Origin of the sequence: Sphingobacterium paramultivorum, from assembly GCF_014109745.1 — a bacterium.
Classification (GTDB): Bacteria; Bacteroidota; Bacteroidia; order Sphingobacteriales; family Sphingobacteriaceae; genus Sphingobacterium; species Sphingobacterium paramultivorum.
Genome location: NZ_CP058555.1, coordinates 1,240,643 through 1,266,565 on the forward strand (window position 1 = coordinate 1,240,643; position 25,923 = coordinate 1,266,565).

The window sequence follows — 25,923 nt, forward strand, 5'->3', positions numbered from 1 at the left end:
GAAACGTATGAAGATACAATCCATCTATTTATTCATGCTCCTCTTATTCATTTCCTGTAAAGAAGAGATAGCGTATGTTAACCCTACTTGGGTGCAACAGCTGTTACCGATGAATAGCACACAAATAAAAATTGATTATTTTGACAATGAGACGATGCAGGAATTCAGCTGGGTACAGCGGGAGGGAGCTACCTATACGTTAATGTTGGATGTTGACGAGAATTTTGACAATCCAATCCGATACGAAGTTGGAGCGAAAGCCAGCTATAAAATTACCAATCAGGAATTTTTGGATGATCTGAAGAAATTAAACCCATCATTTAAAAATTCAGGTCGCTTTTTTTGGAAATTAGAACAGCGAAATCAAGGAAAAGTTGAGAGCGTATGGCGCTATTTTGATGCTTTGGTTTCAGTATCCAGCTTTGTCGACCCTCGGGATCAAGAACATTATAAGGCATTGCAATTTGTCTTGCCCGGAGGCAAGCTTGTTACTATGATGTCGGAGAACCTTAGGGCAAAAGTATATGCAGACGGTACAGCCCTTCCGCTACCTCGAAAACTAGCACCTGAAGACAGTCCGGCTGCTATTCGGAATATTGCAGGTGGATTTTATTCATGGGGCACGGTCGTCCGTGATGAAGCCATCGCACGGGAGAAAACCCTGGCTGGTGAAAATATTCAGGGCATTTGTCCAGATGGCTGGCATGTTCCTGCGTTAGCAGAGTGGAAAGAAGTCATCAATTACCTCGGACCAAATTCAGGTAATAAAGTCAAAAACCCACAGTTCTGGATTCAAAATGGAGCAATTACAGATGAGGTCAAATTCAATATTGTGCCCTCGGGATTTTATTGGAATGAAGGACTTTCGTTTCTCACCGATCCGGGGACTATGTGCGGATTCTGGACTTCATCGCCGGCCTTAAAAGGGTATCAATATTCTTGGGAAACACTTTCAGCGGACCGCGCGGGTGAAGCATCAGCGGTGATTATTTACAATGATCCAGGTAATCCAGATATCAATACACAATCGAGGAGCAGCGCCGGCGGAGGTAATTTTCACTACAATGTACGTTGTATCATGAACTAATTTAAGTTAGCCATTATGAAAAATAAAATATATATCAGTTTCGCTTTCCTTAGCATCAATCTGTTTTTTTCCTGCAAAAACGATAATGAATTTTATGAGGTCGGCTTTCAGCCGACCGTATTGCTCAAACCGGTGGCAGATTCACTGGTTATATTGGATAAGAATAATCCAAGTATGCTGGTCGGATTCGAGTATTTTTCGAAGAGACCCTATATAGATTACAATCTTCTTCTTGCTGTAGATCCCGCACTTACCACTGAAAGAAAAGTGATATCTGCCGGAGTAGGTGAAAAATATTTTTTGACTCACTTTGTGCTGGATTCGCTGATGAATACAATGCATTTTAAATTAGGTGAACAAGGAGATATTTATTGGAAAGTTGAAGCTAAAAACTCCGAGTTCAGCTCGACTGATGAGGTACGGCGCTTAAAAGTACAGCGGTTTAAATAATGATTAACCATAGACTTAAAAATAGAAATTGTGAATAGAAAGTATATTCCAAAGATGCTCTTATTCTTCATTGGCTCAGTTTTGTTGGCCGGGATTCTAACAGGCTTTAAGTGGATGTCTGATCAAAATGATGAAAAGATAACGATCGTTATGTTTGGTGATTCGATTACCAAAGGGGGAGATTGGGCAACATTGTTAGGACGTAGCGACGTCAAAAATAGCGGTTTCCCTGGGTTTACCACCTCACATCTGGTCTGGCTATTAAAGGAAAACGTTATTGATTTAAAACCTCGCGTATGTTTTCTCGAGGGCGGTATTAATGACATCGGTGTGGGGATCCCTTTGGAACGTACCAAGAGCAATTACCGTTCGCTCATAGATGGGCTGAAAGAACATCAGATTGTACCCGTCGTCCAGTCCATTTTGTACCAACAGGATAATCCGGAGAGTAAGGTTCAGGTCGATAGCCTCAACAGCTATTTGAATGCCTATTGTCAAAGCAAAGGAGTTTACTATTTGGATATAAATGGCAAACTTAGCTCATCGAAAGGTCTCAACGCGCAATATACGACCGATGGCACACATATCAACCAAGAAGCTTATGGGATATGGGCGAGCGAAGTTAAGAATCTTTTAAAATCTATATTATAGTATTGATCTTATAAGCCGTTTTTTATGACACGATTAACCTTTTTCAGGCTTGGAATACTGGTTCAATTACTGTTAGGTTGGACAGATTTAAATGCAAAAATTATAAACGTTACGCATTTTGCAGTGCTACCGAATGACGGGCAAGACGACCGTCGGGCTTTACAGTTGATTTTTGATCGTCTCCAAGATGGTGATAAAGTATACTTTCCTGCGGGAACCTACTCGTTTTCATCGTCATTGAGACTTTCCGGTAAAATCGGAATTGAGATCTATGGTAGCCCCGGGACGAATACATCTACACTTATGGCTACCGGGTTCGATCCGTTCAGTTCCAATGTCAGCTGGAATAGTTTATTGGAAGTCAGCGACTGTAAAGATCTTATTATGCACGACCTTTTTATTGATGTCGACCGGCCCGTAAGTATCAATGGCACTGTCGTAGGGACTTGCGATAGTCCGGAAGGGTCATTCTATGTTCTTGATCTTTTACCTGAGTTTTCTGGATATGTGGATCGTTTAGCTGAGCTCAAGATCATGCATCAGCTCAGCTATAATGCCGATGGAACACCCAATTATCATATTTCCACGCATTGTGATCTTAAGAATGGAAATTGGCCACACATCGAAAAGCTAAGTACCTTACGTCTGAAAATTTATAATGATGAGGCTCATAAACTCAGTAAAGGCGAACTTATCAATCTGAGACTAAAGATTACCGGCAATCCCTGCTTTAGTTTTTTAGGTGTCAATACATTAATATTGCGCGATATCACCATCTGGCAATGGCCTGCATTTGCGATGTACGTATCAGATCTAGCCGATAGTCGTCATCGCTCCAGGAATATGACGCTGGAGCGTATTCGTATGAAACCCAAACCAACTTCTGGGCGTTTGATGTCGGTTAGTGCGGATGGCATACATGTAGCCTCAATGGCGGGTACGTTTAAGGCCGAGCATTGTGAATTTGTTGGACTGGGCGATGATGCCATTAATATACACAGTCGTTTGTGCCATATCGGCAAGATCGGTGCTGACTCAGTTTTATTGATCAATGGTTGGACGAAAGCTCCCGTCGAAGATGATTGGGCTTTCAAGGATGATGTTATCGAATTTTTGGACGGTAAAACAGGCTTGCCCAAGGGCAAAGCAAAGGTCAAGTTTCGCGGCAAAGGACAGTATCAATTAAAATCTATCCCAAAGAATGTCAATGTAGGCGATTTTGCTGCAAAAGACACACGCACACCGTCGACCATTATACGGGATTGCATGGTTTCAAACAGCCGTGCTCGCGGATTTGTAGTTCAGTCCAAGAAAGTTGTGATCAGCAATAATAAAATATGGAATATTTCTGGTCCGGCGATCTTACTTTCCTGTGATATGGAGCGCTGGTTTGAAGCGACAACCGTGAAAAAGGCCACTATAACAGGCAACAGGATAGATAATTGCGGTAACTACCTCAGATGGGACGATACCCTGACAGGTTATGGCGCCATAGCCGTTAAGACAGGACATGAAATAGGAGGGATTGACAAGCCCGCGGGGGTACATCACAATATTACTATCCAGGCAAATACGATCAACGACTGTGCAAATTCGGCGATCTTTGTATCTTCGACTGATGGCATTAAAATAACAAAAAATCGAATCTATAACTGTAGTAATCGTTCCAGTATTCCATATTACGGAAATTATGCGATCTACCTGAAAAATTGTGTCAATGAGCAAGTTTTTGACAATGGCTTTAATCAGGTTAAAAAACTATTAGGAAAAGATTGACCTATATAAATTGAAATAGCGTGGGTCAAGGTAGTTTTACCGATAAATAATATCCCAATTATCGCTGCAAATGTTAACTTTACCTGGGTGGTAGTGTCGGTAAATGGCTTTTAAATTAGGCAATATAACTATGGTGAGCCATTTTAAAGGATATACAACAATTCTCAATAAAATGATAAAAAAAGCAGTGCATGAAAATTTAGGCGAAATAGTACAAGTACTTGAAGAAGTAAAAGTCCATATGCTAAATAAAGGAATAGATCAATGGGATGAAGAATATCCAAATAGACTTATTCTGGCCCAGGATATTGACAATTGCGAAGCCTTTATCTATGAGGATAAAGGCGAGTTATTAGCCTATATGACACTTAACGAGAAATACGACGATGAATATAACGACTTAGACTGGAAAACATCATCACCCTTTATTGTTGTCCATCGGTTATTTGTCAAGCCGGCTGCCCAGGGGCGTGGTATTTCAAGCAAAATGATTGAATATGTGGAGCAATATGCTTCCATTTGTTCTTATAGATCCATTCGGCTGGATGCATACTCCTTAAATAACACTGCGAATGTGGTTTATTTAAAGAAAGGATATGCGCAGGTTGGGGAAGTTTATTTTCGAAAGGGAAAATTCTATTGCTATGAGAAGGCTATTGAGGGGAGTTAACAAAGAATTTAAAATTATGAATTTAAGGGAAGCTAAAGTAGAAGATATTCCGCAAATACAGATAGTAAGAAATGCTGTGAAAGAAAATACACTATCAGACCCTAGCCTGGTAACGAATCAGGACTGTGAAGATTTTATCACAAAGCGGGGAAAGGGTTGGGTATTTGAAATTGATAACAGCATAGTTGGTTTTTCAATTGTCGACCTTATCGATAATAATATCTGGGCCTTATTTGTACATCCTGGTTATGACAAGAATGGAATAGGGAAACAGCTGCATGAAATCATGATTGACTGGTACTTCTCAAAAACAAAAGAAACAGTCTGATTGGGGACAGCACCCGGAACAAGAGCAGAAGCATTCTATAGAAAAGCAGGGTGGACGGAGATAGGTATACATGGCAAGGGAGAAGTTAAATTTGAGATGCCGTTTGAAAAATGGCTGGTTATTCGGGTGTAGCCAAGACGAAGTCGAGACTGTAACGTAACTGGGAAAACAATGGCGGAAATATTTAAGCCATCATATTTATTTCAATGGAAATTTGGTAAGTTTAGAGCCAATATAATAGTAAAAGATGCACCAGTTATTTCTTTGTCAATTTAAAGGAGAAGAGTATTTATCAATCAGTAGCTTTGAAGAGGTAATGGCTATTGTGGAGCGTTATAAACCAGAAAACTGGAACGAATTTGAAAAGTACCTGCGACGTGATGATCCTCCTGGCTATAATGAGTATCTTGCTGAATTGTATGATGTAAGCTTGCCCTTCAATAAAAAAAAATTAAAAACATTAACGATAGATTGTTATAAGGATAAGACTCTTGATAATCTTTTGTTTGAACAATTACAGCATTTTAAATTTCAAATAATTAGCTTTTCAGAATCCTTATTGGATATTGAGCTACCTAAGAATGTACTGGAGGTAAGACAACTCTATTGCAATGGGAAATCGACAAAGGGAATCATCGATTTAAGTAAATTTACTAGGCTTGAAGAAATCCATATTTTGGATTTTAATAAAAGTATTAAATTCGAAAATCACGGTAATTCTGTAAAGCATATTACATTATGGTTTTTCAACCCGACAAACAAATCGATTGAATCGATCGTGGATGCTTTTCCATATGTGGAAGAAATATTGATCCATCATACTAATGTGCAAAGTTTGGAAGGTATCGAGAAGCTCAAAAATCTAAGAACACTTCGTATCGACTACGGCAGAAACTTACAATCTGTCAAGGAGGTAAACGAATGTGATCACATCGAAATGGTTATTTTCAATAATTGTAGAAAAATAGATGATTTAGAGCAGATAGAAAAGAGTCCAAATCGGACTGTCCTGCATACTAGATTCCCAGGGTAATTAAAAAAAAATAAACAATATGTTAGATACAATTTGGGTTTTTCATGGGGAAGGAGGGCGGTTTTCAAGTGGAGTTTTTACTTCAATTGAAAAGGCAGAAATATGGATAAATAGACATAAGTTATCAGGAGTTTTAACAGCATATCCAATAGATGAAGGGGTGTATGACTGGGCATTATTTAATGATTTTTTCAATGTGAAAAAACAAGCTCAAATGGAACCCAATTTTATCCAACAATTTACTTCGGCAAATCAAGAGCATTATCATTATGATAATGGAACGAGGGATAATTGATCTTTGAATACTATTTCCAGTAACCGTTAAGGTATTTGTCAATCTGATTTCTGTTACTTAAATCGATTAATTGCAAGCTATTCCAGTCCGCTAAAACCATTTCGTATTCTTCTCCTAAGCTATATAGTGCATCTTTAATCAATTTGAATTGTTCTCGTGAAATTTCCGTTCGAGAAGCTGTCGAGTTGATCGAAAGCCAAATATGTTCTACAAATTCTTCTTCTGTATCAAAAAATATAGTGAAGTTTGAGAAACCAAAAGCTTTAGTGGATGTTGTTTCGCAGTTGGCTATTTTATAGCCGACATAGTTAATGCTTTTTGCTTTTTCAAATTTATAATTTGTTAATAGTTGACTCAGCGGCTCTGTTAGGATTTCTTTTGAAAAAGTCGTTATAGACATCTGGTCGACTTCGAATATTTCAGTAAAACCCCGACCTTCTCTTGATTGATCCGAGAGAATTTTTACTTCTATAATCCTCTTCTCTATAGACTCCCTATTTTCGGCGGGGACAATTTCAATTTGACAATAATCGTCGTCCCAAGACAGGGGCAAGTATGCATTCCTCTTTGTTTTTGATGCAATCTTTCGTTTAAATATTCTGAAAAAGTCTAATATCTTCATCGCTGTATAAAATGTCAATTAAAAAATCTCTTTTATTAAATTAAACCGTGCTTTTCTGCATATTCTTTGAGGCTCGCAATTTTATATCGATTATAATTTTCTTTTGATATTTTCTTGTATTCGGCTCTCGCTTTATCAAAGAGCTTTAGCTCTGTGAAAAACGTCATCTTGGCGGCGGTGTGCAGTAAGGTTTCCTCGGAAGTTTCCAGTTCGTTGATAAGCTTTTCTTCAGTATTTAATTTTTCAAAGAATGGTAAAATAAAGCTTGAAATATTGTATCTCATTTCGGCAATTAGTTCTTCAACATCTGTCGTCGCTGTTATATTATACCAAATATCGGGTAGGCCTCGTTTAATTGCATAGGATTAAGCTATAGACGCTAGTTCTAAAATGGATACAAATATTGATCTAAATATATTAAAAATTAATTAACAATCACCCAGTGTCAAAATCCTGATCAATCTATTAGAAAAGTTATAATATAATCATAAAACCAAAACGCATTTTAATAAAACTTGTTATATATAAAGTTGTTGGTTATTAATCTTTTAATTTAGTTCCAAAAAAGTAATTAGTGTTAGATGCGCTTAACTTGAATTTAAAAATCCTTAAACAATAAAATAAATATGAAATCTATTTTAAAATTCCTAGCCTTATTTGTGGTTATTTTTACGATTCTGCCGCATAGTTTTGCGCAGCAGAAGGAAGACATGATTTACCTCATGGATGGTAGTCAAAAAAAAGGTAGGGTTGTTTCAATCGGAGACGATGTAGTTAAATTTTCGTATACCGGTGAAGATGTCCAATACGAATTAAAAAAGTTGACAGTGAGCAAAATCGTGTTTGCCAATGGAAGAGAGGAATCTTTTGCCAGCGGAAGTTCTACAGGAAACCTAAACACCAATGTAGCGAAGGCTTCTACAGCCGGTAATTTGCTGGCTGTAATCCCTTTTGAGGTAGTAAGTAACGAAGCTGGGCTAACTACCGATGCCATGCGTCGAGAAATTCAGCAATCTTGTATTGATGCCCTAAAATCCCGCGGGCTGTCTTTTCAGATACAGGAGGCGCGAACAACAAACGCTGCGCTTTCTAAGGCTGGAATTGCATACGCCGATATTGCAAACCATACGCCTGATGATCTGGCTAAATTGCTCAGTGTAGACTATGTGGTGCTGGGAGTATACGACATCGAAAATAAAGGCTCAATGAGCTATGGCTCCGGTGTGGCGACGTATAATGATAAAAAGCAGGAAAATAAGTCTAAAGGCACTGTTGTACAGTCTAATAATTCCTACACATCAACAAACTATGATACTAAGGTGCAGTTATCGATATATGACTCCAATGGAAGACAGCTGTTTTCCGATAGCAGAAGACCTTTTATGGGAAGCCTGGATTCCTATAAAGGAGCCTTGAAGACATTGTCAAAAAGAATTCCATTAAAATAAAATACAGCCATCAATTCCATGATTTAAGTCATTTGGAAATTGATGGCTTCGTTCGTTTTTCTTAAAAATTATTGCCTTATTCTTTTTATATCATTATAATTTCTACAGGCACTTCCTATTCCATGTTTTTACCTTCACGTTAGGTTACTAACTCTTTCATCTTCAATTATCCCCAATAATTCAATGGCCGGACTGACATTGACCCAAACATGAAGACTGAAGTAGAGAAAAATATCACTCTAACCGAATTTGGTGCTGGACAAGAAAAGATTTTAATTTACAATAACCGTATGTTGCTAAAATGGAGTACATCGGTTTATTCGCGCATAGTTGTAAAGTTATTGCGGATAATATATACGGCATAACGAATTATAAATTATCCTTGCATCACCAGATAGCCGGCAGTATTTTTATATAAAATTATGAGCACATTTATGAAAAAACTATTATTTCTTCTCGTTATTTTACACATCTTTTTTCCTTGTAAAGGACAGTCCACGGAGCATAAAACGCTTTTCGACAACGGTCAGGTTAAGGAAATATATTATTTAGATAAAAATGGACAGTTGACTGGTGAAGTAAACATCTATTTTGACAATGGAAAGTTGTCAACTGTCAGCACATATAAAAGTGGAAAGAAAATTGGTGAAAGCAAGTAGTATTGGCCAATGGAAATTGTATCATAAAGACGGAACCAGTCGAGGAATGCAACAATATGACGAAGACGGCCGTCAAATTGGCGAATGGAAAGAATACTACGAAAATGGAGAATTGGAAAGCATTGGCCGTTATGAAGCAGGAATGAAAATTGGTGAATGGAATTATTATTACCAAAATGGCAAATTGGAACATTTAGAGATCTATAATAAATACAAAAGATATAATGGTGAGTGGAAATTTTATAATGAACAGGGTACATTGATAAAAACCGAAATCTATACAGATGGAAAGGAAAAGGGGGATTGGAAGTTTTATGATGAAAAAGGTCATTTAATTAAGACAGAAAAATACTAGGGAATGCACCGTCAGATACGATAAATCATTAAACCGAGCGAAGAGAGCTCATGAATCCCTTAAGAATAAACCCTAATGCATAGTCTAAAGGAGCCTTCAGTTCCGAACAGGCACTAATAAAATTGATGTATCTGATCATAAAGGATATCGCAAAAAAATGGACGATGCCAATGCACAACTGGGGCTTGACCATATCCCAACTTTATATTAGATTTGGGGATAGACTCAAATTAGAAAGAGGTTTTTAAGATTTTAATCCAATGACACAGTTTGAGTTACACTCCCAGAATTTGTGTAGGTGTTATCAACTTTCTCAAATTTTTTCTTGTACCAACGCTGTATATTTTCATCCATACCAAAAATATCATGAGTATTAGGTGGCAAACGCAGTTTGTCTTTAACTTTATTTTCGATCACGGTTACTTTGGCTAGATCGTCCAATGTTAAAAAGAATGGGATTCTTTCCCAGAAAACCGAAGGAGAACCGATGTCATTGGTCTCGCTAATCTGTACCTCAAAGACAAATTTAGAACCAGCATAAGCGTCAAAACCTTCTTGGGAGCATTGAAACCAGCATACAAGATAATGTTCCTTTAATGCTTTGAGAAATCCCAGCATTCCGCTTTTAGTTTTTTTAAACCCTAAGCTTTTTAATTCGGGAAAGATAATTTTATTGATTATTCGATATACGTCCGTTGATTTCATTTTAGCTCAATAAAGTTTTCTAAGTATTTAGCCTCTAATTTAAATAAATTAGTCCTTCTGTTCACCGATAATTGACCTGAGTTCCTCTTCAGAATAATTTTCTATAATACCGTGCTTGGTTTTTAGATAATCAAAGATGGCATCATTGTAGAGCCAATGTGTTTCCCGAAGTCCATCAATAATTGTTTTTAAATAGGCATTGCTGGGTTTAGTCGAGGATTGTGAATCTTGTTCATTTGTTATTGTAAAAATAGGGAAGCCGTTATGCTCACCCAAGTACAATAGGTTACCATACCAGGATGGCTGTTTAAAGATATAAAAGCCATTTTTAATTGCCTTTCCAAATTCAATTTCTAAGCTGGTACTTGTATTCGTCTCCTGTCTAGCAATATCTATCAATTGGCCTTTTGTTATCAAATATATTCGTCCATAAGTAGACGCAGTAGGAATAAATGTAGTTCTGATAAAGGCAATGCCTCCGTTCCAATTTCTCGAGACCTTTGCGAAATATAGCTCTGCGGAAATATACATTTCTTCACTGTAGATCGGCGGCGTCTTATCCTCACATCCAATATAGGGTGTGTTTGCACCGGGGGGCTGGCCGCCTTGTATATAGCAAAGAAACCTTTCTTGCAGCAGGTTCGAACCATAACAAGCATACCAAACTTTTTCGTCCAAATTTTCCATTTCTTTATTGTTTTCTGACCTCTTTCAGATGCCAGCGCAATTTCTCAGGAACTAATGCACAGGCAAAGCTAGAGATCCCAAAATCTTTTGAGAATAATTTCTTATCATTTTGCCAAACAGTTATTTGATCCCAATAGGCCAGAAAGAAATCTCCTTCCTGAATAAAGTCCATCCAACCATCGGCTTTAATTGATTCTTGTTTGTTGATCAATATAATACCCGAGTAATTTTCTAGGCTACCATCCAGAAACATTCCATCATGCCCTTCTATACAGGATTCTGACCAGTCAAAATCAAATTTAGAGCTTATACCTAACAAACTATTTAGTTCGTAAGTAAGCTGAATTTGTACTAATTCTCTTAATTTTGGTCCCATAGTACTTGAAAGACCATATGTATCGCAATTATCTTCCATAGATTCCTATTTATGTGTTGAAAGTACTCTTTTCAATTTAAAGAAAGTATATCCGATCAAGGGAAATATGGCTGAGAGAATAATATAGATGCATTTCGCTTGAAATTGCCAATTTATATTCAATGGGAGTGGCATTTCCTTGATGAGATGAGCTATTAAAACATCATATGCTATGTAATAAGCCTCAGGAATTAGCCATAAAATGGTGATACCTATATTTGTGTTAAACTGATAATTTCCTGTTATGAGTATACAAAATATTAACATCAGTAGTCCAATCAATGCTGGCCAAAATATGGAGAATATCTTTCTATTTCTTTTCGCTTGTAGGTATCCTGCATAAATAAGTGCTGCAACTTGAAATCCAAAAATAATCAGGTTAAAATTTAAACTCCTCGTAAAATATCTCAGCCAATCACCACCTGTGAACACCGCATAAAATGTCAAAGCCATAAAACTGAGATGTACAAATAGGGGAGCGTTAATTCTCTTCATTATCCATATTACGTTTGTGGAATCTCAATGTCTTTATCGCTTTAAGAAGATCCTGTTCTGTTTGCGCATTCAGGTTTGAACCATGAAGATTAAATCGGACTTTTGAAGAGTCTCCCCATAGGCTACCAATGTACACTCCAGTCATTCCTCTCCCGGATATTCTCGGAAATACGATTTTCGCTCTTCTATTATCGATCGTATCCCAAGACACATTTTGTTTTCTGTAAAGATCGGCATCAATATTCATTGACATGATATCGTTAACAACAACAAAATCAGAGGAGTCCAAGTTATTTTCCTCTATCATCTCTCGCGTGATAACCTGAATATTTGGTTCTGTCAAACTATTTGAATACAACCCCAGATCAAAGTAGAGCGTATCCGTATTGCCTACAGCAATTGCGCCGATATAACTGTCGATTCCATTTTGTTTGACTTGCTGCCATTTATAAGGAACTTCAAGCGTAAATAGACCAAAATCCATTGTCTTTGTGCGAGATGGATCCTTACACCCGACAAAAAGGATAGTAAGGGCAGAGATATGGAATAGTTTTATGAACTGTTTCATGCTATGGCTTATACGTTGAATTTACAAAATTAGGATGGACTATCCATCTATGGCTAGTATTTTTTATTCTTAAATCGCAAACGGTTGGAGTGGAAGAGCCAAATTAATTATTAGTTTCGTGCAATATGATTTTCTTTTTAGATATAGACGGTGTCATGGTACATGCCAATCCACATAGGCATGTAGAGCAGGCAACTGATGGCTTTTATGTATTCAGTAGTGCTGCTGTAGATACATTTAATACGATATTCATTGCAGAGGAAGATCAGGTGATCCTCTCCACCTCGCACCGTTCTAGATATACAATAGCAAAATGGAAAAAGATATTTCTTGATAGGGATATTAAAATTGATTCACTTCAACTGTTGGATAATGCTGAACAACATTTGATTAATTACTATACGCGAAAGGACGAAATATTAGGTCATATTGGTCGGCGGTGTATGCGACCGGAGGAAATGATCATAATAGATGACGACAAATCGTTAAACGATCTACCTCGAGAGCTAAAGACGAGGCTAGTATCTACATCCTCTTATATCGGATTGACCGAAAAGGATCTTCCCAAATTGAAGACAATACTCAATAGGTAATTCCCATTAATAGCTTTCGGATAAGATTATAAAGTCAATCGGATAAAAATTGAAAAGCTGGATAGTTTTTCAACTTGATGAAATCAAACCTATAATTACAATTCCAATAGCTTACTATTCTACTTCGGATCGTCCTTTCATATAGTGTGTTTTCAGTAAAGAACTCTTTGATCCAACTCTTTTGCTGCGGGGTAATGCATGCAATAATGGTCAAATGGATTTCCATAACATACTCACCTAATAGCTGCACTATATATGGAATGCTTTCCGAGGGAAATAGCTGCATTAGTTTCACTATAGCTATTTCACGAATGTACCCATCATAATGACGGGTCATGAGACTTAGTTCCTCAAAATCCTTCATCGTTTCAACGTAGTTTTTCGTTGTGGATGTATATATCCGATATGGAAATTGATTAACTTTTCCCTGCCATAGGACTTCGATTTGTTCCATTCTCATTGTTGTTTTTTTGTTCATATCTCTATGACAAGGTTCTTATTAAACCCATTATGCGGCTCATTGATATAGCCGTGTGGATTGCATATAATTTCGGTGTTACCGATTTTATAGTTTACAGGAGTATGTATATGGCCATGAATCCAGTAGGAAGGTTTATGCTTTATTATTAAGTCTTCCATATCTGAGACATAGGCGGCGCTGATCGGATCGTCTAAATACTTCATTGGCAGGGATCGAATGCTCGGAGCATGATGCGTCACTACGATGTGGTGTTTCGCTTTACTAACACTAAGATGTCTGGAAGTTTGGTGGATTCTAAACGTATCGATGCTTCTTAATTTGGCATAATTGTCACCTATTCTGATCTTCTTATAATCATTCATACGGCTTTGGCATAGCGACCCATATGCGGCAGGGTTGCCCTTTAAGGAAAAATCAGTCCAGAGTGTGCAGCCATGGAAACAAACGTGGTCGATCTCCAAAGATTCATTTTCCAGCACATGGATATTTGAATTGCTTGCAGCGTCCTTGTTTTTATATAGTGTTTTCGGATAGGCTCCTTTGTAATACTCATGATTGCCCAGCACATAAATGACCGGTATATCTAATGAAAGTGATTTGAGCCAGCTGATCCCTTTTACTCCTAGATCAGTATCTCCAGCCAATATAAGTACATCTGCTAAATTCAGATTGAAATCATTGTATCCAAATTCTCTATGCAGGTCGCTAATGATGTGGATTTTCATCTTTGTTTTTTTGCCTCAGATTCTAATTTTAAGTCACCTTCACTGAATGATAGGGGATATGTATAGCCGGATTTTACAGCAAGCCCGTTTTGGTATCCCGGTTTCCAGGGACTGGATTTTTTGATCAATTCAATTAGTGTTTCACCTGTTTGATAACCAACATCTTTGGTTATCTGAAAATTACCGAGCCGTCCATCTTTCTCAATCGTAAAATTGATCATCAGGTTGCCGTTTACTTTTGCTTTCTTGGCAGGCGTTGGTATCTTATAATTTTTAACAATCCAATTTTTAAATCCGTTTGTACCATAAGGTGGCTCAGGTAATATTTCAATCATGTGAGGGGGAATATCCGTGATTGAGTCATCCAAAACAAGGGACTGACCGACAGCTTGCGATAAGATGCTTATCGATACAATAAACATAAATGATAACTTACGAATCCAAGAAATTCTCATCGTATTAATATATATAACTAAGCAACTAATTTACGTATCTATTTTGTATCTTGATACAACATGATTAATCTATTTATACGGAATGTTTTGAATGACTATGTTGCTTTCATTAACGACTTCAAATATCAGTTCTCTCCAAATATGGATGAATTTGAACAAAAAAGCAGTCGAAATCGCTCTGGACAAATTGGTGGATTCAAATATCAGTTTCATGGTGCGGGCTGCCGTTTAGAGAAAGACGGTATAGTATGTGAATTTGTTTATGCCTACCAATGAATATCCCATAAAATTTTATTTATGGAAAATGAGCGAATTTATTTTGCAATGATACTGTTGTGAATCTTTGAAATAAGAAACGATATAAATTCCCTCTTCATTTTTTACAGTTAGATTTTCGGGATGCTGAAACATCAAGGATGCAATCGCATATTTGGCTATTTCATCAAAAGTATAATTTCTTGGCGCATAGTCCAGAACGGGTTCTGTAGTAGGTTGACTGTTTTCAATAACCTCAGTGAGAGTCTCTTGTACTGCTGGTTGAGGTGATTGTGAAGAGCATGCTGTAAAAATTGCAGCTGCGATAATAAAATATGTTTTCATATTTTTTAGAGTTGTTCCAAAAGGTTCTAACATTAAATAGAATCTAATAACAAATTTCTACTTTCCTAGTACTATCTCCTTACGGTTTCCCGTATGATTTCATCCTCTACCAGCTTTACCTTTGTTTATGGAAATTGTAAACACATAGACAATGGATATATTTTTGGGATGGATTATCTTTTCGTTAGCAGTAGGTGCTATCGGTGTTAATAGGAATATAGGTTTTGCAGGAGCATTCTTCCTTTCATTATTCCTATCTCCTGTTATTGGACTCATATTCACACTGGTGTCTAAATCAGACGATCAGGTTAAATTTGAAACAGAATTGCTATCCAATGCGAAAAAACAAACTCAAGGGCTTTTAAAAGCAAGTGATAAGTCTTTTACTGATGAATTATATAAACTTAAGAGTTTGCTCGATTCAGACTTGATTACCAGGGAGGAATTTGAAATTGAGAAGGAAAACTTAAAAAGCACCCTACCACAAAAGAAGACTGTGTTATCACTTTATTGTTCGTCGACCCCTGGCATTTCCGGAAGATTGATGATAAGGGTAGGAGACAAAGGAAACTTTATCGATGTACCACAGGGACGGGATAACGCTTTAGATTTCGACGTATCTGCAGGCGAAGTTAAAGTGGTGATCAGTCCGACTGGAATTTTTGCCAGCGAAAAGATGGTCTACTTAAAAACGGTGATGCATGAAACCACTTTGTATGATATAGCTGAAATTTATATATAGTAGTGAAACTATTCTAATCGTTAACTATGGATTATCATAAAGGATGTTCGACTTTAAAGCTAATGTATCTCTGCGCGATAGATTGAAGGCATTCTTTACTTCCTCCAAAAAGACAACAGGGGAAGAAGTAGTATCTTTTCATAATGGAGGTGCTTTTTAGGTACCTCCGTTGTTATGGTTATGATCATTACTTCATTATCCATGGCAGATTTTAACGATTTAAAGGATTAAAAAATATTGATCGGTCTTTTAAAAATGCTGTAACCCAAATCAAGGCCAAAGGAATTCCTGGATTAAGCATTGAATCGTCGTGGGATAATTCTGTGGCCATTGCTCCTGAAAAGTAACAGCACAGCAGAATAAAGCCTATTCGCATCGTTTTCGGATTTAGAAAAAGAATCGCAAATGACATCTCCATTAACCCAAGTATAGTGGCAGAATTTGGCAAATTGAATTTAACCAGACCAGCGACAGACCAAGGTAAATGAATTGCCTTCATGAGTCCACTTGCAATAACCATTATTCCCACCAGTACACTAATCGAAGTAGTGATGATTTTATTTGTTTTCATTTTAGCTGCTTGGATTTAACGATCAATTGTTCAGCGTTCTTGTTTCAATAATCAGAAAATGACCTATACGTTCTTTGATTAGCCATTTCCCATCCTGGCGGATATAGACGTCTTCATATTTTACGCTATAATCAGTGACAATATCTTTCCCTTCCTTTTCCCGGATCATTTTAAGTTGTGAAAATGAAATTCCTGTGGCATCATTGCCATCTATTTTTACCGTATGCTGTCCATTTAAGGTAAAATAAGTTTTAACCTCTGCGGCATGTGCGCTAAATTCCTTTTTTAGTGTTTCGGTTCCGGTGGTATTGGCAACCTCGAATCCGTTCATATAGACTTTATAGGTAGCATCTGGAGTAAATAATTCCATCTGCTCATCTAACTTTTTATCATCACCTAAATAAGCATAGGCATCTATTAAATCCCTTAATTCTTGTCTTGTTTTCAAATTTTCTAACGACATAATTTTGTTTGTTTTATTATTTAATAATTACTTTTAACAAATACAGGATCAACTGTTTTGTAAATTGAATATTGCTTGTTCGCTCCTGTTTGTTTGACAAACTTACCGTATATTTGCTAACAATTTATTAGTTGTTACCTAAAGGTTAGTGGATAATTATATGGAAGTATATTATGAAAAAAGAGGACGAAGCATTGCAGGATAGTAAAGAATTTTCTGATGATTGCCACAAATTATTAGCCTCTGTAAGTGATGCTATGTATGCCATTGGAGGAAAATGGAAACTCATGATTATTATTGCGATGGCAAGGGGCAATAGCCGTTTCACCGAGCTTCAGCGCATGGTGAAGGGTATTTCGGCCAGAGTTCTCTCCAGTGAACTAAAAGAACTGGAAATGAATGGATTTATTGTCAAAAAGGTTTCAGTAGGTTACCCTGTATCTATTACCTATGAATTACTTCCATATAGTGAAACTCTTGAGGAGGTTGTCAGTGCTTTATCAAGATGGGGAGCGCAGCACCTGGAGAAGATAAAAAGTGATATGTCAAAAGATAATTCAGCCAAACGTTAGCGATGTGATTTACTAGGTTGCAAGGATAGGTTTAAATTACAAATCATATCATTTTCGTTAAGTCGCGATAAGTTTTTAAATTTGCTATATGCAATCCGATCTCATATACGACAAAGCTAACTTACGAGAATTGGCTTCTTTGGTGTCCCATGCGTCATTCAAGAAGCTTTCAAGCAGTACCAATCAGTCTTCTTATATCAGGAAGATGAAAAAGTATGTGGGGTGGAATGAGATGACTGGAGATAAACCCACCCAGTTGGGCGATCTGATTGCACATTCTTATCATATACTCGAACAAAATTATAGGCACGAATATATCTACAAGAATAAGTTGCTTAATGAGTACGTGTTAAAGTATTATTCCTTGGAGGACACGATACTGCTCAACGAATTTCGGGTAGGGCAGTCCATCGCTGATACCGTTTTGGTCAATGGAACGAATAAGGTTTTTGAAATCAAGACCGAGCTGGATTCTCCCGAACGCTTAGAAAGTCAGTTGAACGATTATCACAGAGCTTTTACCGAGGTTTATCTATTTACCCACGTTTCATTGCTAAACAAATATCTTCGGGTACTTCCTGCTTACGTTGGCATATTGATTTATACAGAAGAAGGAGAGGTATCTGAATATCGTGCTGCTGTCAAATACACAGCTTCTCTTGATGCCAGCTATATGATGTCGTCCTTGCGAAAACCTGAATATAGCCGGCTTATAAAAGAACTGGTAGGTTTTTTACCTGATGTCACACCCGTATTTTATTATCGGGCATGTCTGGAAATACTAGCGGAGCTGCCAATTGAAGAAGTCCAAGCGATGTATTGCCATATCCTAAAAAGTCGTATTGATCTACAAACCAATTTATATTTGACTCTTGGCGACGTACCTTCATTTGTCAACTTCTCTTTTTATCAGGCGAAATACAATAAAAAGTCGTATCTTACTATGATTAATAATCTAAGTAAGAACCTATTATTATAAAGCGCTTATGTATTTCCCTTATCTTCGAGGTAAGCAATTTGAGCTAATTGCATTACGAGAACTTGTAGGACTTCCATTAAATCCGGAGCGAATCATTCCTATCATTGAACCTGTAAAGAAGAACGTCTCGTCGCTAAAGACAGCGCTTAAAGCTTTAAGCGGGGCTAATATCCGTGTACAGTTGGTGGTAAATAATGAGCATGGAGAATTAAAAGGTGATAGTGAATCCATTTTTACTTTAATTGAAGAACTTAAAGATCTAGGTGTTACATCTGTTATACCGACCTATTTAATTAAGACGGATCGCGATAGCGCTTTTGCACAGGAAAGCATTATGCAAAGAGGTTTCTCCGACAGTGGCTATGCATTGGTTGTTGTGTAAACTGTTTTGCAGACCAAGGGGTGCGGGATAGAATAGAAGCGGAATCAAATGAAAAGGGACTTTGTGATTTTTGTGAAAGTAAAGATGTTTTTTTGATAGCCTGCGAGGAACTATCTGATGTCTTTGATGCACTATTTGAACTCTATATCAATCATCCAACGGCTGCATTATCTCTCAAAGAAGACAGACCGGTTGCAATGCATGAACATTTGATATGTTATTGGCCAAAGTTGTTCGATAGTACCAAACTAAAACTCAAAGATGTAAAACAGTTGCTTAACCAGATTGGCCGGGGTTGGATCGGATTCAAGGAATCATTATTTGAGGAACCAGTTGAGTTGCAGATCTATCTTAATGGAGAAGCGGCGGACGATTCCCATCGGATGCAATGGGAGAAATTTGCATCCGAGATAAAAGAAGAGAACCGTTTTTTTATAGCTAACACCTTAGATTTAGAATTGTTGGAGTCTACCTTTAGCAGGTTTGCAAAAACCTATCCTGTTGGAACGCATTTTTACAGAGCGCGGATCAGCGATCGCCCACTTGAAGTCCATGAGCTGGGTAAACCGCCCAAGCTGTATACAACACCAGGCAGGGCCAATCCAGTAGGTATACCGTATCTATATATTTCTGAAAGTGAAGAGACGACCTTTTATGAAACACGAGTGTCTTTGCACGAGTCCATTAGTATCGGACGTTTTACTTTAAAGGCTCCATTACAGATCATTTCATTAAAAAATATTGAAGATTACGGGCCATTTGAAATTCAAGATCGTGGGTTTGATATTGAGGAGTTTATGTTAATCCGATCTTATTTACTAAAACTTGAAGAAGAGCTGTCAAAACCCGTTCGGAAGCAAGATGTGAATCTCGATTACTTGCCTACCCAATATCTTTGTGAATATATTAAATCGTTAGGGTTTAATGCGGTAGAATATAGAAGTGCCATGAAAGTCGGGGGCTATAATTTAGCTGTCTTTAATGATTCTGACTTAGTTTGTACAGAAGTGAAACATTATCATGTAAAAGGCCTGAAATATGACTGGTAATATACGTATGTCCAATTTTTTAAACTACATTTTTTAAAACTATGTTTTCCCGTAGCCATTCATTCTTTCAAGCCAATACCTTACCCTTACAGTTTGTAATAATCTTGAAGGTTAATATCTATAAACATATTAATTCAGAAAAAATAATGTATTTTAGGATTGGGTATTAACAGGGATAAATTTGTTTTTGATAAATCTACAACCAACATTACAGTTCCAAATATTTTTGGCTTATGAGAAATTTTTTAATTTATTTTTTGGCATATATTCTTTGCGCTGTTATCACGGTATTGGTACTTTATTTCTTAGATCCAAATCCTGGAATTTCGAGATATATAATTGTAGGACTAGTAACAGCAACCACTGTTGTTTACTCATTTTATTATTCAATCAACAAATCAAATAAGAAGGGCGTTTAAATGATGAAGGTCCTTGTATGTTGCTAAACAAAATGTTGAAGGGGCAGTCATGAAGCTGTCCTTTTTGTAACTATCCAGGGACAGATTTTTATTTTACGACGATATTCATCCTTATTAAACGTACTAGATTTGAAGATTCCAATAGTATTTAGCCTTTTTTGAAGATATTTTAACAGTATCATCCCGATCAGTGGGGGCTATATATGGATCAATCCCGCTTTTTTGATGCCTCCTGGAATATCGATACTTTTAAGCGGTGCTTGAGATGTTTGAAAGACACTACGATATGTCAGTGCTTACTCCCGGTGACGAAAAAACATCCGTTGCTGTCCAAATCCCTAAGCCAGTTGTAAGATAACAAGGGAGGCTACTCGTATTCTTACGGTTTCCCGTATCCAATCCTACTTTCAAACCCATACCTTAGCCTTACAGTTTGTAATAATCTTGAAAGTTAATATCTGTAAACATATTAATTCAGAATACCACGACCAATTCCATTGAAGGGAGGGAGATTTCACGATATAATGATCCAATAGCAGCCAATGTTGTCATGGTCACTAATATCTTTAGCGATATAGGAGCGAGCTATGTCGATTTCTTTGGCGGTCGCTCTACCAGCTATGAAAAGAAGACGCAGGAGATGATAAGCGAGTTACGGAAACGCTCAAGCAACGCTCACAGGCGCTTTTAGATGTCGAACGCAACTATTATTTATCATTTTGGACGCTAGTGGTTTTGTTTTTAAAATAATTTATCGCTATTATTACTAAGTTAAAAATTCACCATTTAAACCTAATCAATTGTAAAATTGATTAAAATATCAGAAAATTATTCTGTGACCAAAAGCTTTGATGAAGCTCTCTGAACGAAATTCTATAATCAAATACTTTGTAGTGTAAGTAAATTTTATGATTTCTAACAAAAATTGGATCGAAATTCTAAAGATAGCTTTATTTCCAGCCATTATCTTCTTGTTGGCTTCGATTTTTAGCAGTCGATCATTCGCTCTGGGAGCTATCACCTCTTTTTTTTTTATTCTATTTCGGAGTAAGGCTAAATTGAAACCTACTTTATGGTTATCAATATTGATACTAATAGCTTCAATTACTATTGCATTTATAACGAAAATTGATTCCTCTTTAGGAAGCTATAATACCCGATCCATGTTAAATTCAATAAAAATGATAAAAATGAAAAAAGCAGCAATTCTATTTATGATGGTTTTAATCACAGGTTTTGTTTTCTCCCAATCTAAGGATCATAGAAATGAATCAGGTAGACATCTCAAGCCAGCTGGGTTAAATAAATTTTACGGTACCTGGAAGTATGAGGGGCAGGATGAAGTGTTTACTATAGTTTTGATAAAAGACGAATATTACAACAAAATTAATGGTGATAAATTGGATTTTGCAGTTGGTTACCATTCTTATAAAAAAAATGGTGTTTTGATTGATGGTTATGATGTTGATGGTAAGAATACCATAACTACCGGATCTTTTGATAAAAAAGTAAATAATGAAAATATATTATCTTTTCGATTTAGAGAAACTAAAAATCGTATTAATGCCCGAGGAACCTTGACCTACGTCAAAGGAAATCCTGATAAACTAGTTTTAAAACTCATATTAGCGGAAGGAGGTGGAATGATAAGTATAGATGGAAAAGGTAGTCAATATAAACTTCATGTTCCTAATAATATTGAATTGAAAAGAGTTAAATAGAGAAAAAATCTACATTAAGCCAGTGATATTTGTGCAATTTCAGATTAACACAATAGTTAAAAAGCTTCTCTCTGTAAATTAGAGGGAAGCTTTTTTATTTAAATATTCTTTATCGTCTCAGTAAAACTGCTAACTAAATCAGTACGGTTTCCCGTGACAAGTCCTACTCTCAAACACATATCTTATCCTAACAATGTGTAATAATCCTGAAAGTTAATTGCTGTAAACATATTAATTCAGAATACCACGACCAATTCCAACATTCCAATAGCTGCCAATGTAGTCATCGGCAGCAATGTCTTTATCGGTATAGGAGCGAGCTATGTCGATTTCTTTCGCGGTCGCTCTACCAGCTACAAGAAGAAGATGCAGGAAATGTACAATCGTATCATAGAAACTACCAAGCAACACGTCCAGACAATTTGTAATGCTATTATCGGGCTATGATAGGCTTAATACATCTGATTACATATAAAAAATGGGAAACCTAAATATCTATACCGTAAACAATATTACTAATATTATTAGTGATATTGTAAAATGAAACCGCTAGAAATCTTTTGCCGAAACCGGGTAATGTACGCTCAAATTACCGTGCATGATAAAAGCATGGGCATGAAAGATTATCATCTTTACAACAAAAATGGTCTTGCTTTTTATGTTTTCAGGAAATCTCAGGGAGTGTGGCGATTGGCATTCGGTGTACTTGCCGATGACATCAAAGAAGCGTGCATTGACGCTCTTATACTTCGCTTTGATACGGATGTGCCTGAGTTGTTTTATCATCATGGAAAACGCCAGGTAGTGGAAGTGAGGGCCAAGAAATACAGCCTTTGGCATATTTATCTCAATAATGCTTATGTAGGAAGTATTCAATATTACACCTTCACTAAGCAGTTCAATTACCATCTCGAAGACAATGGCTTATTGAGCGATGATCAGGTGCAAAAATATATAGTCCTGATCCAACGCGGGGAATTAAAGTGGATAAAGGACGATATGCGATGAAAAACGATCTAAAAGGAATAAAAAAACCTTGAGTCTGGGAGGATCGAATCCTGTTTGGTTTTTAAAAAAATTATTTCTAGCTGTTGAGTATGGATATACCGGAATGCAGAAGCGGATGGCGGCTTTTCTTATACTTACGAGGATACGTAGCTTACCATCAACAAAGGGAAGGGGGCAGAATGCCATTTCAAAGATAATTTAAAGGTGGAACATTTGTAGCAATTGTAAATGCGCCAAAAGGAGCAGGCGGCAATGGTCATAATGCCCTGTTAGTAACGAATAATATTTTTTTGTAATATAGGATTAACTTGATTAATTGATAAAATGAAGAAAATTAAATTTTTAGAATATCCGATGGCCTATTTCAACGAAGTTGAATACGTTGCATACCTTCCCAAAGTAGAAGGTGAAAATGAATTATTTAGAAAGTTGAGCAATATTCTTACTTTTCCAGATTATTTTGGCGAAAATTGGAATGCTTTGTTTGATTGTCTAAGAGATTTTAGCTGGATTAGTAAAAAAGGAATTACATTGGTACATGAAGAAATTCCTGTACTTTCGAAAGAGCAATTGAGGATGTATTTTGATGTTTTGTTTTCCGCAGTTAATGATTGGAAAGAGACTGATGAACATTACTTTATTATAATTTTTTCCAAACGTGACAAACCGAAAATTATGAAACTTATTGATGACACTGAATGTTTAATACAATTTCGAATCTTAATAGGATGAATTTTTTCAATAGGAGTAGACAGAAAGTGGCCTGTTGTTGGATATTAAATTTCTCCAGGCTATTATTCAATAAACTTAGTGCATTTTCGTCTTTGGTAAGCCATCCAGATCTAAAGTAAACTCTATTTATTTTATCAAAACTGTGTAAATCTGTTTACACCAATTTCACGCGTATCTGATATTTCATAATAATAGATATCTATTTTGTCGCTGACTTTTAAATCATCGATGGTATGCTCAGTTTTAATACTATTCAGCTCTTATATTGGAGATTTCGATACTGCTGACCATTTGAATTCGAAAATTCATGACCATTCAATTCGTAAAATTTTGACCATTAAAATATTATGCTGAGAAGTTTAAAATCCATTTTATTTATTTTTATGGTTCTATTTATAGTGGTCAATTTGCGATGCAATCGCATGGCGGCGATGTCCGAAATCTCCACTCTGCCACGGAAATATCGCGTATTATTGAAAGTGTGCTTCCAGGTGACTGAGTGGAATCGTTGAAATGCCGTGATGTGCTTATTTCAACAGGTGTCTCAGATCCCATTCCTTTTTGTTATGCCCGGCATCAATTCCTCCACCAATAACATTTATAATATCCCTAACTGAACGGTCATGATAATTGATTACATCCAGCGAAGCACCTTTTGACACAAGAAGATTTATTATTTTGATCGTATTCTCCTGACCGCGGTAATTCATAACAGCTATCCATAAAGGGGTATTCCCATTTATTTCACGGATATCAATTTCTGCACCGCTATCAATTAAATGGCTTACAATTCGATAGTTCATTTTAGAAACGGCTACGTGCAGAGCTGCAAGTTCACCGCCGCGTTTATTCCGCCTATGATTAATGTCAATACCACAGTGTAAAAGAAAATCTATCAGATCTTCCGGTTGATATCTTTTGTCATAACCGGAACCCGCATATGCTATAAGCAAATTGTTCCGATCATACACATCGGTTTTGCAGAAATCAACACCTTCTGATCTTGCTTTTTCCAACGTACTAATGTCATTTTCGTAGATCAGTTTAAATAAATCTTTAAATTCCATCTTTAAGTCTTTTAATGGTTTTCCTTCCTTTAAAATTAGCAATTCGTCACCGAATTTTCTCCTTTTAGATATTCGTTTTTTCGGAGTAGATCAATTCTTTTTCTTCTTCAAACACTATCTCCGCGGCGAAATACTGAATAAAAATATTAAGCTCATCGGTGGTAAGCTAGCATACAATGCATTTTCAGTAAAGAGCTCTTTAATTCAACTATTTTGCTATGGGGTAATGGATGCAATTGTATATATCCGATTTGGAAATTGATTAACTTTGCCCTGCCATAAGACTTTGATTTGTTCCATTCTCCATGTGTTTTTTGTTCATATCTCTATAACGAGACTCTTATTAAACCCACTATACGGCTCATCAATATAGCCATGTGGGTTGCATATAATTTCGGTGTTGCCGATTTTATAGTTTGCAGGAGTGTGTATATGGCCATGGATCCAATAGGAGGGTTGATGCTTTATTATAAAGTCTTCCATATCTGAGACGTAGGCGGCGCTGATCGGATCGTCTAAATACTTCATTGGCAGGGATTGAATGCACGGTGCATGGTGCGTCACTACGATGTTATGTTTCGCTTCACTCACACTAAGACTTTCCGTCAGCCATTGCCTCGAAGTTTGGTGAATTCTAAATGTATCAATGCTTCTTAATTTGGCATAATTGTCACCTATTCTGATCTTCTTATAATCATTCATACGGCTTTGGCATAGCGATCCATATGCAGCAGGATTGCCCTTTAACGAAAAATCAGTCCAGAGTGTACAGCCATGGAAACAAACCCGATCGATCTCCAAAGATTCATTTTCAAGCACATGGATATTTGAGTTACTTGCAGCATCTTTGATTTTATATAACGTTTTTGGGTATGCTCCTTTGTAATATTCATGATTGCCCAGCACATAAATGATCGGTATATCCAAAGAAAGTGATTTGAGCCAGCTGATCCCTTTTATTCCTAGATCCGTGTCTCCTGCCAACACAAGTACGTCTGCTAAATTTAGATTGATATCGTTATATCCAAATTCTCTATGTAGGTCGCTAATAATATGGATTTTCATCTTGGTCTTTTTGCCTCATATTCTAATTTTAAATCACTGCCACTGAATTATAGGG

General features: G+C 36.7%; 38 protein-coding genes and 1 pseudogene. 24 read left to right on the top strand and 15 right to left on the bottom strand.

The window, feature by feature from the left end; genetic code table 11:
- Positions 1-7 precede the first annotated feature (7 nt).
- The 8 genes from HS960_RS05145 (at position 8) to HS960_RS05180 (ending at position 6,290) form a co-directional block, all read left to right on the top strand.
- Positions 8-1,087: a fibrobacter succinogenes major paralogous domain-containing protein gene (locus HS960_RS05145; RefSeq protein ID WP_182331551.1), complete on the top strand. Its 1,080-nt coding sequence runs from the start codon at positions 8-10 to the stop codon at positions 1,085-1,087.
- A gap of 15 nt (positions 1,088-1,102) precedes the next feature.
- A complete protein-coding gene (locus HS960_RS05150; protein WP_159732362.1) occupies positions 1,103-1,537 on the top strand; it encodes a hypothetical protein in 435 nt (144 codons plus the stop codon).
- Positions 1,538-1,567: 30 nt separating this feature from the next.
- Complete coding sequence (locus tag HS960_RS05155) at positions 1,568-2,188, top strand: SGNH/GDSL hydrolase family protein (RefSeq protein WP_182331553.1); 621 nt, start codon at positions 1,568-1,570, stop codon at positions 2,186-2,188.
- 24 nt (positions 2,189-2,212) lie between these two features.
- Positions 2,213-3,964, top strand: coding sequence for a right-handed parallel beta-helix repeat-containing protein (locus tag HS960_RS05160; RefSeq protein ID WP_182331554.1), 1,752 nt, complete (start codon positions 2,213-2,215; stop codon positions 3,962-3,964).
- 172 nt (positions 3,965-4,136) lie between these two features.
- Positions 4,137-4,634 (top strand): GNAT family N-acetyltransferase, encoded by a 498-nt coding sequence (locus HS960_RS05165; RefSeq protein WP_159732372.1) that lies wholly within the window; start codon positions 4,137-4,139, stop codon positions 4,632-4,634.
- Between the two features lie 16 nt (positions 4,635-4,650).
- Positions 4,651-4,962, top strand: coding sequence for a GNAT family N-acetyltransferase (locus HS960_RS05170; protein WP_228280217.1), 312 nt, complete (start codon positions 4,651-4,653; stop codon positions 4,960-4,962).
- Positions 4,963-5,209: 247 nt separating this feature from the next.
- Complete coding sequence (locus tag HS960_RS05175; RefSeq protein ID WP_159732375.1) at positions 5,210-5,995, top strand: hypothetical protein; 786 nt, start codon at positions 5,210-5,212, stop codon at positions 5,993-5,995.
- A gap of 19 nt (positions 5,996-6,014) precedes the next feature.
- The gene (locus tag HS960_RS05180) at positions 6,015-6,290 is read left to right on the top strand and encodes a DUF7710 domain-containing protein (protein WP_182331555.1); all 276 of its coding nucleotides are present in this window, start codon (positions 6,015-6,017) and stop codon (positions 6,288-6,290) included.
- 10 nt (positions 6,291-6,300) lie between these two features.
- On the opposite strand, the gene HS960_RS05185 is transcribed toward HS960_RS05180, so the two are convergent.
- On the bottom strand, positions 6,301-6,912 hold the full coding sequence (locus tag HS960_RS05185; RefSeq protein WP_202883752.1) for a hypothetical protein: 612 nt from the start codon (positions 6,910-6,912) through the stop codon (positions 6,301-6,303).
- A gap of 35 nt (positions 6,913-6,947) precedes the next feature.
- Positions 6,948-7,196 (bottom strand): hypothetical protein, encoded by a 249-nt coding sequence (locus HS960_RS05190; protein WP_182331557.1) that lies wholly within the window; start codon positions 7,194-7,196, stop codon positions 6,948-6,950.
- 342 nt (positions 7,197-7,538) lie between these two features.
- Here HS960_RS05190 and HS960_RS05195 point away from each other — a divergent pair, with 342 nt between their 5' ends.
- From HS960_RS05195 to HS960_RS27210, 4 genes and pseudogenes are all read left to right on the top strand, one after another.
- Positions 7,539-8,360 carry a hypothetical protein gene (locus HS960_RS05195; protein WP_182331559.1) on the top strand — a complete coding sequence of 274 codons (822 nt, stop codon included), beginning with the start codon at positions 7,539-7,541 and terminating at the stop codon, positions 8,358-8,360.
- 434 nt (positions 8,361-8,794) lie between these two features.
- Positions 8,795-9,019: a toxin-antitoxin system YwqK family antitoxin gene (locus HS960_RS05200; RefSeq protein ID WP_182331561.1), complete on the top strand. Its 225-nt coding sequence runs from the start codon at positions 8,795-8,797 to the stop codon at positions 9,017-9,019.
- Entirely contained in the window at positions 8,991-9,374 is a 384-nt protein-coding gene (locus tag HS960_RS05205) for a toxin-antitoxin system YwqK family antitoxin (RefSeq protein ID WP_182331563.1), read from the top strand. The genes HS960_RS05200 and HS960_RS05205 overlap by 29 nt, the downstream gene beginning before the upstream one ends.
- Before the next feature lie 83 nt (positions 9,375-9,457).
- Positions 9,458-9,622, top strand: a pseudogene (locus tag HS960_RS27210) (IS256 family transposase); the annotation flags it as partial.
- Between the two features lie 4 nt (positions 9,623-9,626).
- Here the strand turns inward: HS960_RS27210 and HS960_RS05210 are convergent.
- From HS960_RS05210 to HS960_RS05230, 5 genes are all read right to left on the bottom strand, one after another.
- Positions 9,627-9,992 (bottom strand): hypothetical protein, encoded by a 366-nt coding sequence (locus HS960_RS05210; RefSeq protein WP_182331565.1) that lies wholly within the window; start codon positions 9,990-9,992, stop codon positions 9,627-9,629.
- Between the two features lie 135 nt (positions 9,993-10,127).
- On the bottom strand, positions 10,128-10,766 hold the full coding sequence (locus HS960_RS05215) for a hypothetical protein (RefSeq protein WP_182331567.1): 639 nt from the start codon (positions 10,764-10,766) through the stop codon (positions 10,128-10,130).
- A 4-nt stretch (positions 10,767-10,770) separates the two neighbouring features.
- Positions 10,771-11,181: a hypothetical protein gene (locus HS960_RS05220; protein WP_182331569.1), complete on the bottom strand. Its 411-nt coding sequence runs from the start codon at positions 11,179-11,181 to the stop codon at positions 10,771-10,773.
- A gap of 6 nt (positions 11,182-11,187) precedes the next feature.
- Positions 11,188-11,676, bottom strand: a complete 489-nt coding sequence (locus tag HS960_RS05225; RefSeq protein ID WP_182331571.1) for a hypothetical protein — start codon at positions 11,674-11,676, stop codon at positions 11,188-11,190.
- Entirely contained in the window at positions 11,663-12,244 is a 582-nt protein-coding gene (locus HS960_RS05230; RefSeq protein WP_182331573.1) for a hypothetical protein, read from the bottom strand. Before HS960_RS05230 ends, HS960_RS05225 begins: the two co-directional genes overlap by 14 nt.
- 125 nt (positions 12,245-12,369) lie before the next feature.
- Between HS960_RS05230 and HS960_RS05235 the strand changes: the two genes are divergently transcribed.
- Entirely contained in the window at positions 12,370-12,837 is a 468-nt protein-coding gene (locus tag HS960_RS05235; protein WP_182331575.1) for an HAD domain-containing protein, read from the top strand.
- A 34-nt stretch (positions 12,838-12,871) separates the two neighbouring features.
- On the opposite strand, the gene HS960_RS05240 is transcribed toward HS960_RS05235, so the two are convergent.
- Genes HS960_RS05240 through HS960_RS05250 form a run of 3 tightly spaced genes read right to left on the bottom strand, consistent with a single transcriptional unit; the run spans position 12,872 to position 14,498 of the window.
- Positions 12,872-13,291 (bottom strand): hypothetical protein, encoded by a 420-nt coding sequence (locus tag HS960_RS05240; RefSeq protein WP_182331577.1) that lies wholly within the window; start codon positions 13,289-13,291, stop codon positions 12,872-12,874.
- A 20-nt stretch (positions 13,292-13,311) separates the two neighbouring features.
- Complete coding sequence (locus HS960_RS05245) at positions 13,312-14,043, bottom strand: metallophosphoesterase (RefSeq protein WP_182331579.1); 732 nt, start codon at positions 14,041-14,043, stop codon at positions 13,312-13,314.
- Positions 14,040-14,498: an energy transducer TonB gene (locus tag HS960_RS05250; RefSeq protein WP_182331581.1), complete on the bottom strand. Its 459-nt coding sequence runs from the start codon at positions 14,496-14,498 to the stop codon at positions 14,040-14,042. Before HS960_RS05250 ends, HS960_RS05245 begins: the two co-directional genes overlap by 4 nt.
- Before the next feature lie 60 nt (positions 14,499-14,558).
- On the opposite strand from HS960_RS05250, the gene HS960_RS05255 reads away from it, so the two are divergent.
- A complete protein-coding gene (locus tag HS960_RS05255) occupies positions 14,559-14,774 on the top strand; it encodes a DUF6896 domain-containing protein (RefSeq protein ID WP_182331583.1) in 216 nt (71 codons plus the stop codon).
- Positions 14,775-14,789: 15 nt separating this feature from the next.
- Here the strand turns inward: HS960_RS05255 and HS960_RS05260 are convergent, their stop codons facing one another.
- The gene (locus tag HS960_RS05260; protein ID WP_182331585.1) at positions 14,790-15,131 is read right to left on the bottom strand and encodes a hypothetical protein; all 342 of its coding nucleotides are present in this window, start codon (positions 15,129-15,131) and stop codon (positions 14,790-14,792) included.
- 118 nt (positions 15,132-15,249) lie between these two features.
- Here HS960_RS05260 and HS960_RS05265 point away from each other — a divergent pair, with 118 nt between their 5' ends.
- Positions 15,250-15,840, top strand: coding sequence for an SHOCT domain-containing protein (locus HS960_RS05265; RefSeq protein WP_182331587.1), 591 nt, complete (start codon positions 15,250-15,252; stop codon positions 15,838-15,840).
- A 211-nt stretch (positions 15,841-16,051) separates the two neighbouring features.
- Here the strand turns inward: HS960_RS05265 and HS960_RS05270 are convergent, their stop codons facing one another.
- Positions 16,052-16,411, bottom strand: coding sequence for a DoxX family protein (locus HS960_RS05270; protein WP_182331589.1), 360 nt, complete (start codon positions 16,409-16,411; stop codon positions 16,052-16,054).
- A gap of 22 nt (positions 16,412-16,433) precedes the next feature.
- Entirely contained in the window at positions 16,434-16,874 is a 441-nt protein-coding gene (locus HS960_RS05275) for a nuclear transport factor 2 family protein (RefSeq protein WP_182331591.1), read from the bottom strand.
- Positions 16,875-17,047: 173 nt separating this feature from the next.
- Between HS960_RS05275 and HS960_RS05280 the strand changes: the two genes are divergently transcribed.
- From HS960_RS05280 to HS960_RS05320, 9 genes are all read left to right on the top strand, one after another.
- Positions 17,048-17,446 carry a winged helix-turn-helix transcriptional regulator gene (locus HS960_RS05280; protein WP_182331593.1) on the top strand — a complete coding sequence of 133 codons (399 nt, stop codon included), beginning with the start codon at positions 17,048-17,050 and terminating at the stop codon, positions 17,444-17,446.
- Positions 17,447-17,534: 88 nt separating this feature from the next.
- A complete protein-coding gene (locus tag HS960_RS05285; protein WP_182331595.1) occupies positions 17,535-18,425 on the top strand; it encodes a sce7726 family protein in 891 nt (296 codons plus the stop codon).
- Between the two features lie 7 nt (positions 18,426-18,432).
- The gene (locus HS960_RS05290; RefSeq protein WP_182331596.1) at positions 18,433-18,807 is read left to right on the top strand and encodes a sce7725 family protein; all 375 of its coding nucleotides are present in this window, start codon (positions 18,433-18,435) and stop codon (positions 18,805-18,807) included.
- A gap of 20 nt (positions 18,808-18,827) precedes the next feature.
- Positions 18,828-19,856, top strand: coding sequence for an RES family NAD+ phosphorylase (locus tag HS960_RS05295; protein ID WP_182331599.1), 1,029 nt, complete (start codon positions 18,828-18,830; stop codon positions 19,854-19,856).
- An 891-nt stretch (positions 19,857-20,747) separates the two neighbouring features.
- Positions 20,748-20,966, top strand: coding sequence for a YbjQ family protein (locus HS960_RS27110; protein ID WP_376779957.1), 219 nt, complete (start codon positions 20,748-20,750; stop codon positions 20,964-20,966).
- Between the two features lie 499 nt (positions 20,967-21,465).
- Positions 21,466-21,996 (top strand): DUF6705 family protein, encoded by a 531-nt coding sequence (locus HS960_RS05305; protein WP_182331601.1) that lies wholly within the window; start codon positions 21,466-21,468, stop codon positions 21,994-21,996.
- Positions 21,997-22,305: 309 nt separating this feature from the next.
- Positions 22,306-22,443: a hypothetical protein gene (locus HS960_RS27115; RefSeq protein ID WP_394353592.1), complete on the top strand. Its 138-nt coding sequence runs from the start codon at positions 22,306-22,308 to the stop codon at positions 22,441-22,443.
- 168 nt (positions 22,444-22,611) lie between these two features.
- Positions 22,612-23,004, top strand: coding sequence for a hypothetical protein (locus HS960_RS05315; RefSeq protein WP_182331603.1), 393 nt, complete (start codon positions 22,612-22,614; stop codon positions 23,002-23,004).
- A gap of 324 nt (positions 23,005-23,328) precedes the next feature.
- Positions 23,329-23,736, top strand: a complete 408-nt coding sequence (locus HS960_RS05320; protein ID WP_182331605.1) for a barstar family protein — start codon at positions 23,329-23,331, stop codon at positions 23,734-23,736.
- Positions 23,737-24,263: 527 nt separating this feature from the next.
- Here HS960_RS05320 and HS960_RS05325 read toward each other — a convergent pair.
- Entirely contained in the window at positions 24,264-24,803 is a 540-nt protein-coding gene (locus HS960_RS05325; RefSeq protein WP_182331607.1) for an ankyrin repeat domain-containing protein, read from the bottom strand.
- Between the two features lie 318 nt (positions 24,804-25,121).
- Positions 25,122-25,868, bottom strand: a complete 747-nt coding sequence (locus HS960_RS05330) for a metallophosphoesterase (RefSeq protein ID WP_182331609.1) — start codon at positions 25,866-25,868, stop codon at positions 25,122-25,124.
- Positions 25,869-25,923 lie beyond the last annotated feature (55 nt).

Bases quoted from the DNA above. Each gene is read 5' to 3' on its own strand.
- HS960_RS05145 (WP_182331551.1), top strand. From the start codon at position 8: ATGAAGATACAATCCATCTATTTATTCATGCTCCTCTTATTCATTTCC.
- HS960_RS05150 (WP_159732362.1), top strand. From the start codon at position 1,103: ATGAAAAATAAAATATATATCAGTTTCGCTTTCCTTAGCATCAATCTG.
- HS960_RS05160 (WP_182331554.1), top strand. From the start codon at position 2,213: ATGACACGATTAACCTTTTTCAGGCTTGGAATACTGGTTCAATTACTG.
- HS960_RS05165 (WP_159732372.1), top strand. From the start codon at position 4,137: ATGATAAAAAAAGCAGTGCATGAAAATTTAGGCGAAATAGTACAAGTA.
- HS960_RS05170 (WP_228280217.1), top strand. From the start codon at position 4,651: ATGAATTTAAGGGAAGCTAAAGTAGAAGATATTCCGCAAATACAGATA.
- HS960_RS05175 (WP_159732375.1), top strand. From the start codon at position 5,210: ATGCACCAGTTATTTCTTTGTCAATTTAAAGGAGAAGAGTATTTATCA.
- HS960_RS05180 (WP_182331555.1), top strand. From the start codon at position 6,015: ATGTTAGATACAATTTGGGTTTTTCATGGGGAAGGAGGGCGGTTTTCA.
- HS960_RS05185 (WP_202883752.1), bottom strand. From the start codon at position 6,912: ATGAAGATATTAGACTTTTTCAGAATATTTAAACGAAAGATTGCATCA.
- HS960_RS05190 (WP_182331557.1), bottom strand. From the start codon at position 7,196: ATGAGATACAATATTTCAAGCTTTATTTTACCATTCTTTGAAAAATTA.
- HS960_RS05195 (WP_182331559.1), top strand. From the start codon at position 7,539: ATGAAATCTATTTTAAAATTCCTAGCCTTATTTGTGGTTATTTTTACG.
- HS960_RS05200 (WP_182331561.1), top strand. From the start codon at position 8,795: ATGAAAAAACTATTATTTCTTCTCGTTATTTTACACATCTTTTTTCCT.
- HS960_RS05210 (WP_182331565.1), bottom strand. From the start codon at position 9,992: ATGCTGGGATTTCTCAAAGCATTAAAGGAACATTATCTTGTATGCTGG.
- HS960_RS05215 (WP_182331567.1), bottom strand. From the start codon at position 10,766: ATGGAAAATTTGGACGAAAAAGTTTGGTATGCTTGTTATGGTTCGAAC.
- HS960_RS05220 (WP_182331569.1), bottom strand. From the start codon at position 11,181: ATGGAAGATAATTGCGATACATATGGTCTTTCAAGTACTATGGGACCA.
- HS960_RS05225 (WP_182331571.1), bottom strand. From the start codon at position 11,676: ATGAAGAGAATTAACGCTCCCCTATTTGTACATCTCAGTTTTATGGCT.
- HS960_RS05230 (WP_182331573.1), bottom strand. From the start codon at position 12,244: ATGAAACAGTTCATAAAACTATTCCATATCTCTGCCCTTACTATCCTT.
- HS960_RS05235 (WP_182331575.1), top strand. From the start codon at position 12,370: ATGATTTTCTTTTTAGATATAGACGGTGTCATGGTACATGCCAATCCA.
- HS960_RS05240 (WP_182331577.1), bottom strand. From the start codon at position 13,291: ATGGAACAAATCGAAGTCCTATGGCAGGGAAAAGTTAATCAATTTCCA.
- HS960_RS05245 (WP_182331579.1), bottom strand. From the start codon at position 14,043: ATGAAAATCCACATCATTAGCGACCTGCATAGAGAATTTGGATACAAT.
- HS960_RS05250 (WP_182331581.1), bottom strand. From the start codon at position 14,498: ATGAGAATTTCTTGGATTCGTAAGTTATCATTTATGTTTATTGTATCG.
- HS960_RS05255 (WP_182331583.1), top strand. From the start codon at position 14,559: ATGATTAATCTATTTATACGGAATGTTTTGAATGACTATGTTGCTTTC.
- HS960_RS05260 (WP_182331585.1), bottom strand. From the start codon at position 15,131: ATGTTAGAACCTTTTGGAACAACTCTAAAAAATATGAAAACATATTTT.
- HS960_RS05265 (WP_182331587.1), top strand. From the start codon at position 15,250: ATGGATATATTTTTGGGATGGATTATCTTTTCGTTAGCAGTAGGTGCT.
- HS960_RS05270 (WP_182331589.1), bottom strand. From the start codon at position 16,411: ATGAAAACAAATAAAATCATCACTACTTCGATTAGTGTACTGGTGGGA.
- HS960_RS05275 (WP_182331591.1), bottom strand. From the start codon at position 16,874: ATGTCGTTAGAAAATTTGAAAACAAGACAAGAATTAAGGGATTTAATA.
- HS960_RS05280 (WP_182331593.1), top strand. From the start codon at position 17,048: ATGAAAAAAGAGGACGAAGCATTGCAGGATAGTAAAGAATTTTCTGAT.
- HS960_RS05285 (WP_182331595.1), top strand. From the start codon at position 17,535: ATGCAATCCGATCTCATATACGACAAAGCTAACTTACGAGAATTGGCT.
- HS960_RS05290 (WP_182331596.1), top strand. From the start codon at position 18,433: ATGTATTTCCCTTATCTTCGAGGTAAGCAATTTGAGCTAATTGCATTA.
- HS960_RS05305 (WP_182331601.1), top strand. From the start codon at position 21,466: ATGAAAAAAGCAGCAATTCTATTTATGATGGTTTTAATCACAGGTTTT.
- HS960_RS05315 (WP_182331603.1), top strand. From the start codon at position 22,612: ATGAAAGATTATCATCTTTACAACAAAAATGGTCTTGCTTTTTATGTT.
- HS960_RS05320 (WP_182331605.1), top strand. From the start codon at position 23,329: ATGAAGAAAATTAAATTTTTAGAATATCCGATGGCCTATTTCAACGAA.
- HS960_RS05325 (WP_182331607.1), bottom strand. From the start codon at position 24,803: ATGGAATTTAAAGATTTATTTAAACTGATCTACGAAAATGACATTAGT.
- HS960_RS05330 (WP_182331609.1), bottom strand. From the start codon at position 25,868: ATGAAAATCCATATTATTAGCGACCTACATAGAGAATTTGGATATAAC.